12 protein-coding genes and 1 pseudogene are annotated in these 11,947 nt (G+C 60.9%); 3 read left to right on the top strand and 10 right to left on the bottom strand.

From position 1 onward, the window contains the following. Window positions 1-309 precede the first annotated feature (309 nt). Window positions 310-927, top strand: a complete 618-nt coding sequence (locus BC363_RS06890; RefSeq protein ID WP_065781308.1) for a GntR family transcriptional regulator — start codon at window positions 310-312, stop codon at window positions 925-927. Window positions 928-931: 4 nt separating this feature from the next. Here the strand turns inward: BC363_RS06890 and BC363_RS33315 are convergent. From BC363_RS33315 to cysG, 6 genes and pseudogenes are all read right to left on the bottom strand, one after another. Further along, window positions 932-1,168 (bottom strand): annotated as a pseudogene (locus BC363_RS33315) (acetyl-CoA hydrolase/transferase C-terminal domain-containing protein); the annotation flags it as partial. A gap of 106 nt (window positions 1,169-1,274) precedes the next feature. Continuing rightward, complete coding sequence (locus BC363_RS06900; protein WP_065781227.1) at window positions 1,275-2,087, bottom strand: ferredoxin--NADP reductase; 813 nt, start codon at window positions 2,085-2,087, stop codon at window positions 1,275-1,277. A gap of 145 nt (window positions 2,088-2,232) precedes the next feature. Next, window positions 2,233-2,733 (bottom strand): DUF934 domain-containing protein, encoded by a 501-nt coding sequence (locus tag BC363_RS06905; RefSeq protein ID WP_065781228.1) that lies wholly within the window; start codon window positions 2,731-2,733, stop codon window positions 2,233-2,235. Window positions 2,734-2,749: 16 nt separating this feature from the next. Then, window positions 2,750-4,423: a nitrite/sulfite reductase gene (locus BC363_RS06910; RefSeq protein WP_065781229.1), complete on the bottom strand. Its 1,674-nt coding sequence runs from the start codon at window positions 4,421-4,423 to the stop codon at window positions 2,750-2,752. Between the two features lie 14 nt (window positions 4,424-4,437). Beyond that, window positions 4,438-4,752, bottom strand: coding sequence for a DUF2849 domain-containing protein (locus BC363_RS06915; RefSeq protein ID WP_065781230.1), 315 nt, complete (start codon window positions 4,750-4,752; stop codon window positions 4,438-4,440). A 10-nt stretch (window positions 4,753-4,762) separates the two neighbouring features. Next, the gene (cysG, locus tag BC363_RS06920; protein WP_065781231.1) at window positions 4,763-6,223 is read right to left on the bottom strand and encodes a siroheme synthase CysG; all 1,461 of its coding nucleotides are present in this window, start codon (window positions 6,221-6,223) and stop codon (window positions 4,763-4,765) included. A 231-nt stretch (window positions 6,224-6,454) separates the two neighbouring features. Here cysG and BC363_RS06925 point away from each other — a divergent pair, with 231 nt between their 5' ends. Together BC363_RS06925 and mazG are read left to right on the top strand one after the other, a co-directional pair. Next, the gene (locus tag BC363_RS06925; RefSeq protein WP_065781232.1) at window positions 6,455-7,042 is read left to right on the top strand and encodes a nucleoside deaminase; all 588 of its coding nucleotides are present in this window, start codon (window positions 6,455-6,457) and stop codon (window positions 7,040-7,042) included. Between the two features lie 4 nt (window positions 7,043-7,046). Next, window positions 7,047-7,880 (top strand): nucleoside triphosphate pyrophosphohydrolase, encoded by an 834-nt coding sequence (gene mazG / locus BC363_RS06930; protein WP_065781233.1) that lies wholly within the window; start codon window positions 7,047-7,049, stop codon window positions 7,878-7,880. Between the two features lie 36 nt (window positions 7,881-7,916). Here mazG and hflX read toward each other — a convergent pair whose 3' ends face one another. The 4 genes from hflX to trkA all read right to left on the bottom strand — a co-directional run bounded on the left by hflX (window position 7,917) and on the right by trkA (window position 11,928). Next, a complete protein-coding gene (gene hflX, locus BC363_RS06935) occupies window positions 7,917-9,242 on the bottom strand; it encodes a GTPase HflX (RefSeq protein WP_065781234.1) in 1,326 nt (441 codons plus the stop codon). A 78-nt stretch (window positions 9,243-9,320) separates the two neighbouring features. Further along, window positions 9,321-9,563: an RNA chaperone Hfq gene (hfq, locus tag BC363_RS06940; protein WP_003535434.1), complete on the bottom strand. Its 243-nt coding sequence runs from the start codon at window positions 9,561-9,563 to the stop codon at window positions 9,321-9,323. A gap of 110 nt (window positions 9,564-9,673) precedes the next feature. After that, the gene (locus BC363_RS06945) at window positions 9,674-10,537 is read right to left on the bottom strand and encodes a D-amino-acid transaminase (RefSeq protein WP_065781235.1); all 864 of its coding nucleotides are present in this window, start codon (window positions 10,535-10,537) and stop codon (window positions 9,674-9,676) included. Between the two features lie 14 nt (window positions 10,538-10,551). Beyond that, complete coding sequence (gene trkA / locus BC363_RS06950) at window positions 10,552-11,928, bottom strand: Trk system potassium transporter TrkA (protein ID WP_065781236.1); 1,377 nt, start codon at window positions 11,926-11,928, stop codon at window positions 10,552-10,554. Window positions 11,929-11,947: the final 19 nt, after the last annotated feature.

An 11,947-nucleotide genomic window follows, 5' to 3' on the forward strand; every position in this document is an offset into this window, starting at 1 on the left:
CAGTTGGCTCTTCGTCAATATCATTTGAAAGTGAAACGGACGTGCGTCTGTTTTTATTCTAGCCGTTGACGTTCGTTATTTTTGCCTAAGCATTGGTGCCTACCACCCGGCCAATGCAAAGCAGTAACCGCAGCTCACTTCAACCACGTGGATGGAGACCCGAAGGCGCCACAAAACGGACGGCGGCATCGCAGCTGATTGACAGCGCCCGCAATACACTCTCACGTTTGCGTCATTGATATATCAGGTTGCTTGCCGCCCGCACCAAACCATGGCAATTTCTGATATATCAGAAGCGACAGGATGCGCATGCCAGTTCACTCCCAGGCCCACCTCGCCTATCTCGCACTCGAGCGCCTCATCGTGACGCTCAAGCTTGAGCCCGGCATGCTGCTGACCGAAAAGCAGCTGATCGAGCTCGCCGGCCACGGACGAACGCCTGTGCGCGAGGCGATACAGAAACTCGCGTGGCAGGAACTGGTGGAGGTGCGTCCGCGCGTCGGGCTGCAGATCGCGACCCTCAGGCCCGAGGACCGAGCCCATGTGATGCAAACCCGCAAGAACCTTGAGCCTCTCGCGGCCGCCTTGGTCGCAGAGCACGCCAGCCGACAGGCGCGCCGCGCAATGAAGGATTGCGCGGCCGAGATGAGCAAATGCGCGGATGCCGGCGACGTGGAAGGCTTTCTGGTCGCCGAAAAGGCCTTCGACGAACTGATGGAGGAGGCCTGCCCGAACAGGTTCCTGACAGCGGCCCTGGCCCCGCTCCAGACCCACGCGCGGCGCATCTGGTTTGCCGCTGCATCCATAGAGCGGATGCGCGGATCGGTCGACCGTCACGTCGAGGTGATCGACGCCATCGTCCGCGCCGACGCCGAGCAAGCGTCAGTGGCAATGTCGGGCCTGATGGACTACCTGGTACAGGACTGACACCTCATGCGATGGGCAACATGCTGCCGGTCTTCAGACGCCGCACGTGCCAGTCGAAAGCTTCCTCTAGAATATGCGGCGTCTGCCCCGCCCGCGTTGCCACGGCGCGCTTGAACTAATCCGCAAGCGGTTCACGGTATTCCGGGTGACAACAGTTGCCGATAATGATCGGCGCGCGCTCGCGCGGCGCAAGGCCGCGCAGGTCGGCCAGTCCATGCTCGGTGACCAGAATATCGACGTCAGCATGGCTCGTCCATGGGCCGCGACTGTCGCACAGATGCGAAAAAGGCGCATCCGATGATGCGCCTTTCCAAATACTGCGACGATGTTTCGTATCTTGTCGTCAGTTAGCCGACAAAAGCGCGCTCGATGACAAACTCGGCCGGCTTGTTGTTGGAGCCCTCAGTCAGGCCCGCAGCCTCGAGAATTTCCTTGGTGTCCTTAAGCATCGCCGTCGAACCGCAGATCATGCCGCGGTCGATGGCCGGGTCGAGCGGGGGAAGGCCGAGGTCTGCGAAGAACTTGCCGTTGACCATCAGATCGGTCACACGGCCCTTGAACGGATAGTCTTCGCGGGTCACCGTCGCATAGTGGCGAAGCTTGTCGCCGACGATCTCGTTCAGGAACTCGTGATCGCGGATCTCCTCGACGAGGTCGAAGCCGTATTTCAGCTCGGCCACATCGCGGCAGGTGTGCGTGAGGATGACCTCCTCGAATTTCTCATAGGTCTCGGGGTCGCGGATCAGGCTGGCAAAAGGCGCAATGCCGGTACCGGTCGAGAACATGTACAGCCGGCGCCCGGGAACCAGCGCATCAAGCACCAGCGTACCGGTCGGCTTCTTGCGCATCAGCACCTTGTCGCCAGGCTTGATCGCCTGCAGGTGGGATGTCAGCGGACCATCGGGAACCTTGATCGAGAAGAACTCGAGTTCCTCGTCCCAGGCCGGGCTTGCAATTGAGTAGGCACGGTAGACCGGCTTGTCGCCGACCATCAAACCAATCATCGCAAATTCGCCGGAGCGGAAGCGGAACTCCGCAGGACGGGTCATGCGGAAGCGGAAGAGCCGGTCCGTATAGTGGGTGACGCTCGTCACCGTCTCAACGAAGACACCTGCCGGTGCCTGGATCGCGAAATCTTCCGTTTTTGCCGGAGCATTCATCGTGGCTACAGTCCTGTAAATGATGACCCTGTCTATCAACAATACGCGGATATTCCAAGCCGCGCTCAACGGGAAGGAATTCCCTTCTAAATATAGTCGCTTTCGCGCATTTCGCCGTGCTTCACACTGTCGCGGTCAGCACCGCTTAGGAAACACGCCGCCAGCTATAGGATCTGGCGTCGGGCGAGGGCTTTGCAGTTGGCTGGTAGTGATTGGCGATGCCAGGCAGCCGGCCCTCACTCAGACGCTTCAAGGCCGTGCCATTGGTTACCGCGAAACTGTCGATGCCGCAACGCAGCATCAACGGGATCTGATCGATCAGCACATCACCGACCGCTCTCACCTCGCCGGCAAAACCAAGCCTGGCACGCAACAGCGACGCATGGCTGAAAGCCCGCCCGTCATTAAAGGCCGGGAATGCGACCGCGACCAGCGCAATGCGATCGAGATGGGGCTGCAGCTTGGTAACGTCATCCGCCGGAGCGACGACCACGCCCAGGCCGACCTCGTCCGTCTCGGTCACCTTGGCGAGAAACGTATCGAAGCCGAGTATCGCCTTCTCATTCGAACCCGCCTTGGTTTCCTCGTTTTCGATGATCCATGGATCATCGCTCACAAAGCCGGTTTCTTTCCAGATTTTTGTCATGTTCGTTCCTCGCGCCTCAAGCGGCTTCCTGTGCGCTGCCGCCATAGAGCGCGTCCTTGAAGGGTTGCGGGCCGACACGACGGTACGCCTCAAGGAACGTTTCCGACTTGTCGTTGCGCAGCCCAAGATAGGTATCGACGATCGTTTCGATCGCGTCGGTCACCTTCTCGGGTTCGAAACCGCGACCGATGATCTCGCCGATCGACGTGTTCTCGTCGCCGGAGCCGCCGAGCGTGATCTGATAGAGCTCCGCACCCTTCTTCTCGACGCCGAGCAGACCGATGTGGCCAACATGGTGGTGGCCGCAGGCATTGATGCAGCCGGAGATCTTGATCTTCAACTCGCCAATCTCGGCCTGGCGCTCGGGTGCTCCGAAACGGGTCGAGATCTCCTGTGCCACCGGAATGGAGCGCGCGTTTGCAAGCGCGCAGTAGTCGAGCCCGGGACAGGCAATGATGTCGGTGATCAGGCCGGCATTGGCGGTCGCCAGGCCGGCAACCACGAGCGCCCGGTAAATCGGCTCCAGATCGGCCAGAGCCACATGCGGCAGGATCAGGTTCTGCTCATGGCTGACGCGGATCTCGTCGAAGGCATATTCCTCGGCGATATCGGCAACGGCTTCCATCTGCACATCCGTCGCGTCACCTGGAATGCCGCCGATCGGCTTCAGCGAGATGGTGACCATGCCGTAGTCCGGATGCTTGTGTGGCTGGACGTTCTGGTGAACCCAACGCGAAAATTCCGGATCGGTCTTCTTCCAGCGCGCCAGGCTTTCCCAGCCTTCGGCGCGCGGCTCCAGCGCCGGCGGCGCGAAATAGGTGGAGATGGCCTGGATATCCGCTTCCGGAAGCTTCAGCTCCGTATCCTTCAGCGCCGCGAACTCGACCTCGACCTGACGGGAAAGCTCCTCGGCACCAGTTTCGTGAACGAGGATCTTGATGCGCGCCTTGTACTTGTTATCGCGGCGGCCATGCAGGTTGTACACGCGCATGATCGCCGTCGTGTAGGACAGAAGATCTTCTTCCGGCAGGAAGTCGCGGATCTTCTTGGCGATCATCGGCGTGCGGCCCTGTCCGCCGCCGACATAGACGGCAAAGCCGATCCGGCCGTTCTCATCCTTCTTCAGGTGCAGACCGATATCGTGCACCTGGATCGCGGCGCGGTCGCGCTCGGCACCGGTCACGGCAATCTTGAACTTGCGCGGCAGGAACGAGAATTCCGGATGAACGCTCGACCACTGTCTCAGGATTTCCGCATAAGGTCTTGGATCTGCGACTTCATCGGCTGCAGCACCAGCAAAGTGATCGGCCGTCACGTTGCGAATGCAATTGCCCGAGGTCTGCAGCGCATGCATTTCCACGCTTGCCAGTTCCTCCAGGATATCCGGCGTGTCGGAAAGACGCGGCCAGTTGTACTGGATATTCTGACGCGTGGTGAAATGGCCGTAGCCGCGATCGTACTTGCGCGCAATGTGCGCAAGCATGCGCATCTGGCGGCTCGACAGCGTGCCATAGGGGATCGCAACGCGAAGCATGTAGGCATGAAGCTGCAGATAGACGCCGTTCATCAGGCGCAGCGGCTTGAATGCGTCCTCGGCCAGCTCGCCGCTCAGACGGCGCTCGACCTGGTCGCGGAACTGCTCGACACGCGAGGAAACGAAGGCATGATCGAATTCATCGTAACGGTACATGTTGTATCGGTTCCTCAGGCAGCAAAGTTCGGGCCGGCGAGCCCATTGTATCCGGCGGCATAGGGGATCGAAGGGCCTTCGGCTCGGATACGCTCACGCATGCGCAGCGGCCGCAACGTGCCGTTGACTTCCTCGACGTCGACGACATTGACGTCCACCACCTTGTTGTCGTCGAAGGCAAGCTTGCCTGTCGCTTCCAGCGCGGTGACCGCCTCGGCATGGCGGGCAATGAAGGCCTGCTGGAGCGATTCGACCCAGTTGCCCGAGGCATCCAGCCAGACGGATATGCCATCCGAGAGCCGATTTGCCGTCAAAACCTTGTTCACCATCACGTTTCCCTTAGTTCAGAATCTGTTCGTTGCGCTGTTGAGCAGCTTCGATCTTCGTTTGCTTGACGGCGCGCTTGCCTGCCACCAGCGGTTCGGAACGCTCGAAATTCGCGCCGGCAACGGCATCGCCGATGATGACCATGACCGGTCCGGAAAGCTCGGTGCGGCCCTCCAGGTCCGGCAGGTCCTTGAGCGTGCCATGCAACAGGCGACGGTCGGCGCGGCTGGCGTTTTCGATCACAGCCACTGTGGTTTCCGCTGGCAGCCCCGCCTGCATCAGGCGACCGGCAACCGAAGCAGCGACGGTGCGGCCCATATAGACGGCGATCGTGGCACCGGAAACGGCAAGCCGCGCCCAATCCGGCAGCACTTCGCCGGTCAGATCGTGGCCGGTGGTGAAGACCAGCGACGATGCGACACCGCGCAAGGTCAGCGGCAACTCGAAATCGGCGGCGGCGGCAAAGGCGGAGGTGATGCCAGGCACGATCTCATAGGTGATATCAGCTTCGCGCAGCGCCGACATCTCTTCGCCGGCACGGCCGTAGACAAGCGGATCGCCGGACTTCAGGCGAACGACGCGCTTGCCCTCACCCGCGAGCCTTACCAGAAGCTGGTTGATCTCGTCTTGCGACTTCGTGTGGCAACCCTTGCGCTTACCGACGGAAAGCCGCTCGGCATCGCGGCGGCCCATGTCGACGATCGCCTGCGGTACAAGGGCATCATAGACGATTGCATCGGCTTCCATCATCACGCGCTGGGCGCGCAGCGTCAGCAGATCCTCGGCGCCAGGACCGGCACCAACGAGCCAGACGTGGCCCGAGGCTGCGTGCGCGGCATCGAGCAGACGGGAGGCCTCGCGGCGCGCGGCGGCGACATCGCCAAGCGCAACCTTGTCGGCCACCGGCCCCTGGAAGAACCGGCGCCAGAACAGGCGGCGCGCGACACCGCGCGGCACAAGACGATCGACGGCATCGCGATAACCGGCGGCGAGCGACGCAACGACACCGAGCGACGGCGACAGCAGTTGATCGATCTGCGCCCGGATCATCTGGGCAAGCACCGGACCAGCGCCTTCGGTCCCGATCGCAACGGCGACCGGTGCGCGATTGACCAGCGCCGGTGTGAAGAAATCGCAGTAATCGGGCTGATCGACGGCGTTTGCCGGGATTTTCTGCTCGCGCGCGGCAATGACGATCTGCCGGTCCTCGGCGGCATCGCCGGTCGCGGCAAACACCAGAACGGCGCCCTCGAGCTGTTGCGGGTCGAAGGCCTCACGCACGGTTTCGATCGCCCGCTCGCGCAGGAACGTCTCGAAGTCAGCCTGAGGAGCATCCGCATAGACAACGATCGAGGCTTCGGTGTTCAGCAACAGCCGCAGCTTTGCAAAGGCCTCGTCGCCATTGCCGAATATCGGCACGCGCTTTTGCGCGACGCGAAAGAATGCGGGAAAGACGGAGAGCTGCTGCGACATATTCTTGCAATCTGTTCCTTCTACAGGCTGCGCTGAATATCCCGCATCGCCCAGAGCAATTGAAGAAACAGAAATTTCAATGGCTTTCAGGCCACGTATTGTTTTGCTCGACCGTGCAGCATTTTGAGCAAATATCTCCGGAACGGCTTGCTGATGGCACTGTCCGCAGCCATTGCGCCCCAGGGGCAACCTCCGTTAAATGTCGCAAGACATCTGCCGGAGACTGAAGACATGACACAATCCGAACTGGCCGAACGGCTGCTGAACGTGATCGAGCAGGATATCCTGCCCTTGACCGAAAAGGGTGTCGCCGCGGGCAACAAGGTGTTCGGCGCCGCGATCCTGCGCAAATCGGACCTTTCGCTCGTTCTCGCCGAGACGAACAACGAGACTGAAAACCCGCTCTGGCATGGCGAAGTGCACACGCTCAAGCGCTTCTACGAGATGGCGGAAAAGCCAGACACGCGCGATCTGATCTTCCTTTCGACGCACGAGCCCTGCTCGATGTGCCTGTCGGCGATCACCTGGGCGGGCTTCGACAATTTCTACTATTTCTTCAGCCACGAAGATTCGCGCGACAGCTTTTCCATTCCGCACGACCTGAAGATCCTGAAGGAAGTGTTTTTGCTTGAACCCGGCGGTTACGCGCAGAACAACGCGTTCTGGAAGTCGTCCTCGATCGCGGCGCTCGCCAAGGATGCCGACCAGCCAACGCAGGCGAAGCTTGCAGCCCAGGATGCGCGCATCCGCGACCGCTATCAGCACCTGTCCGACAGCTACCAGTCGGGCAAGAGCGACAACGCCATTCCGTTGAACTGATCCCATGGAACCATCACGCGATATCAAGGGCCTGCTCGACATCATGGAGGCACTGCGGCACCCGGAAACCGGCTGCCCGTGGGACGTCGTCCAGACGTTCGAAACGATCAAGCCCTATACGATCGAAGAAGCCTACGAAGTGGCCGACGCAATCGAGCGCGGCGACATGCATGACCTTTGCGACGAGCTGGGCGACCTGCTGCTGCAGGTCGTGTTTCACGCCCGCATGGCCGAGGAGGCCGGCGAGTTCGCCTTTGGCGATGTCGTCGAGGCCGTCACGCGCAAGATGATCCGCCGCCACCCGCATGTCTTCGCCCGTTCGGACGCCGACACCCCGGAAGCGGTCAAAAGTCAGTGGGACCAGATCAAGCAGGCCGAAAAGGCCGAGCGCCAGGCACGACGTGCCAAGCGGGGCTTGCCGTCTGACGGCGCAGCCAGTCATCTGGGCTCGATACAGCGCAGCTTCCCGGCGCTCATCGAAGCACTGAAGCTGCAGGAGCGAGCGGCCAAGGTCGGCTTCGATTGGTCTGAACCGGAACCTATTCTCGACAAGATCGAGGAAGAAATCGGCGAACTGCGCCAGGCATTGCGCGAAAAGGACCGTGTGAAGGTGGCCGATGAACTCGGCGACCTGATCTTTGCAGTGGTGAATATCGGCCGGCACGTCGGCACGGATCCGGAAATGGCGCTGCGCGGCACCAATACGAAGTTCCGCCGCCGCTTTGGCCACATAGAACGCGAGCTCGAAGCCAGCGGCGAGACACTGGATGCGGCAACGTTGGAACGCATGGAAGAGCTCTGGCAGGCAGCCAAGGCGATCGAGCGGCAATTGGCCTGAGGCGCCAACCGCGCCTCAGGTAAAAACTAAAAACGCTTACCAGTCTTCCGCAATGGGCTTCGGCCCGTTGCCTAGACGCCGCTCCAGTTGCACGGCCTCGTTTTCAGTCAGGCGAAGATCGAGACTGACCGTGCCGTCCTCGAGATCTTCGCGACCATCGACGATCGCGTGCTCGTAGACCCAGGGCAGAAGCTGCAACTGGTCGACGCCAAGAACGACGGTGCATTCGGTCAATACGCCCGACAGGCGACGACCGATCTCAGCCAACAGCACATCGACGCCCTCGCCTGATATCGCCGAGACCGCCACAGTGTTGGCCGTGCCCGCAGCCTTGTTCGTCAGGGCTTCGCGCGCTTCCGGCTCGAGCCGGTCGATCTTGTTCCAGACTTCGACTAGCCGCGCCGCCGCTTCCTTCTCGTCGATGCCGAGATCGGCCAGGATGCGCAGAACGTCGCTTGCCTGCGCCTGGTTGTCCGGATCGGAGAGATCGCGCACGTGCAGGATCAGGTCGGCTTCGAGTACCTCTTCCAGCGTCGCACGGAAGGCGGCAACAAGATGCGTCGGCAGGTCTGAGATGAAGCCGACCGTGTCGGACAGGATCACCATGCGGCCATGCGGCAGTTTCAGTCGCCGCAACGTCGGATCGAGCGTCGCAAACAACATGTCCTCCGCCAGCACACCGGCTCCGGTCATTCTGTTGAACAGCGTCGATTTGCCGGCATTGGTGTAGCCGACAAGTGCCACGATCGGATGCGGAACCTTCTTGCGCTTGGAGCGGTGCAATTGCCGCGTGCGGCGGACCTGCTCCAGCTCGCGCTCGAGCTTGACGATGCGATCCTGCAGCAAGCGCCGGTCCGCTTCGATCTGGGTTTCGCCGGGGCCGCCCATGAAGCCGCCACCGCCGCGCTGACGCTCGAGGTGGGTCCAGCTGCGGACAAGCCGGCCCTTCTGATAGTTGAGATGCGCGAGATCGACCTGCAGCGTGCCTTCCTTGGTGGAAGCGCGGCGCCCGAAGATTTCAAGGATCAGGCCCGTCCGGTCGATGACCTTGGCGTTCCATTCCTTTTCCAGGTTGCGCTGCTGCACAGGCGTCAGCGGATGATCGACGATGACCAGGCCGGCATCCTGTTCGACGAGGATGTGACCGATCTCTTCGATCTTACCTGTGCCCAGAAGCGTTCCCGGCTTTGGCTGCGCCACCGAAACGATGGCGCCATGAACGACGTTCAGGTCGATCGCTCGTGCCAGGCCCGTCGCTTCTTCCAGCCGACTTTCGTCGGTGCGGGTGCTCGTTGCAGAGAGCGTTTCAGCCGCCTGCCTGCCGGTCTTTTTCAGAACCGGCACAATCACGACCGCGCGCATGTCGTCGCGGAGCGTTTCAAGCTCCGGAATGATCGACGACGACTTTGAATCCCGTTTGGTAATGTGCCTAACGTCCCGTCAGGATGCGGCTTCTTCGTTCTCGAACATCTGCAGCGGCTGGCCCGGCATGATGGTCGAGATCGCGTGCTTGTAGACGAGCTGCGAATGACCATCGCGGCGCAACAAGACACAGAAATTGTCAAAAGACGTGACGACGCCCGTCAATTTGACGCCATTGATAAGAAAAATTGTCAGAGAAATCTTCTGTTTGCGGACCGTATTGAGAAAAAGATCCTGCAAGTTCTGAGAACGTTCCGCCATCGCGCCGATTCTTTCTTATTTGCCGGCGTCGCGCGCCGGTGCATTTTGTCTATTTTTTCAATCAGAGGCGTCACAAGTACCCTTCCCCCGACACCTCTGTCAGTTTGGTATCAAATCAATGTCTTTTCCGCAACGCCGAAAAAGGCTTCGCGAATATTCTGCGCTATGCTTCCCGGATGACCGTTGCCGATCGGTTTGCCGTCGATGGAAACCACCGGAAAACAGATGCTCGTCGCGGCGGTGATGAAGACCTCGCGCGCCGCGAGCATGTCGTCGACGGAGAATGCTCGTTCTTCGATCCTGATTCCAAGAGGAGCTGCAACGTCCATCAGGGTCGTGCGGGTGATGCCTCTGAGAATACCGTGATCGGCCGGCCGGGTGCGCAGCACGCCCTCCCGATCGACGATCCAGACATTGGTCGCCGCTCCCTCCTTCACCGTGCCATCCGGGTCGACGAAGATCGCCTCATGGGCACCCTCTTCCTTGGCCTTCTGGCGCGCAAGCACGTTCGGCAGCAGGCCGACGGATTTGATGTCAACGCGGTCCCAGCGGTTCTCCGGAACGGTGATCGCCGAGATGCCTTCGGCATTCTTCCTGGCGATCACGACCGCGTCGGTGCGCTTCGCCGTCACGACGATCGTCGGCACGGTACCTTTTGCCGGAAACACGTGATCGCGCCGCGCGGCACCGCGCGTCACCTGCATATAGAACAGGCCGTTTCGCACCCGGTTGCGGCGCAGCACCTCGCGAATGACGTGGACCAACGCGGCACGGCTCATCGGCCAATCGATGCGAAGTTCGCTTAAGGATCGGCCCAGGCGGTCGAGATGCCGGGTCAGATCGACGATGAAGCCATGACGGATCTCGCAGACCTCATAGACCCCGTCGGCGAACTGGTAGCCGCGATCTTCGATATGGATGGCGGCATCGGCATGCGGCACATAGGCGCCGTTGACATAGGCAATTCTCGGCATGTGTTTATTTGTCCTCAGAAGAACTGAATGCTGACGCGGAAAAGCTGCTCGACATGGCGCACCGCATCGGCGGCAGCAAACAGCACCACGCGGTCCCTGGCCTTGATCTTGGTGTCGCCATGCGGGCGAATGAATGTCTGGTCACGGTAGAGTGCGCCGATGCGGATGCCGTCGGGCAGATCCAGCTCGCGCAGCGCCTTGCCGACCAGCGGCGACGTTTCCAACGCCTCTGCTTCGATCACTTCAGCCATCCCCTTCTGGACGGCATAGACCGAGCGGATGCGCCCCTTGCGCACGTGTTGGAGCACGCGTGAGATCGTTACTGCGCGCGGGTTGATATAGGCATCCACGCCGGCGGTCCCCGCAAAATCCTGGTAGGACGGCTCGTTGATCAGGACGAGCGTCGATTTAGCGCCGAGGCGTTTTGCCATCATGCTGCCGAGGATATTGATCTGGTCGCTGTTGGTCAGCGCCACAACCAGGTCGGCATCCTGCACGTCGGCCTGCATCAGGATACGCTGATCCATTGCCGAACCGTTGAGGACGACCGTGTTGCTGAGCTTATCGGCCATCATCACGGCACGATCGCGGTCGCTCTCGATCAACTTGACCCGGGTTCTAGGCTGATTTTCCTCGATTGCCTTGGCGACGAAGTAACCGATATTGCCGCCGCCGAGAATGACGATGCGGCGCGCCTCCTGTTCTTCGTGGCCGAACAGAGCCAGGGTGCGGCGCGCATGGTCGCGATCGCAGACGACATAGGCGAGGTCGCCGGTCTGCAATTGATCCGACGAATGCGGCACGATCAGCTTGCCGTTGCGGAAGATGCCGGTCACGGTTGCCTGCAGATCGGGAAACAGTTCGCTCAACTGCTGCAGCGGCGTGTCGACCACCGGGCAATCTTCCATACACTCGATCGCCACCATGGCGATACGGTCGTCGGCAAAGCGCACGACATCCGTCGCGCCGGGGAACGAAATGCGCCGCAGTACCAATCGTCCGACTTCGATCTCGGGCGAAATGGTCACGTCGATCGGGACGTTCTCGCGGGAGAACAGGTTGGCGTATTCCGGCGCCAGATAGTTCTGCGCGCGGATACGGGCGACCTTGGTCGGCACGCTGAAGATCGCATGCGCCACCTCGCAGGCGACGATGTTGACTTCGTCGAACAGCGTGACCGCGATCAGCATGTCGGCCTGATCTGCACCGGCCTTCGCCAGCACATCGGGATGTGCGCCATGGCCGACATAACCGCGCACGTCTAGGCTTTCGGTGATGTTGGCAATCAGCGCTGCCGACGTATCGATGACCGAGACGTCATTGTCTTCCTGAGCCAGCCGTTCGGCGATGCCGTAGCCGACCTGCCCCGCACCGCAAATGATCACCTTCATGTCGTTCTATCACCCAGGA

It is taken from the genome of Ensifer sp. LC384 (assembly GCF_001695865.1).
Classification (GTDB): Bacteria; Pseudomonadota; Alphaproteobacteria; order Rhizobiales; family Rhizobiaceae; genus Ensifer.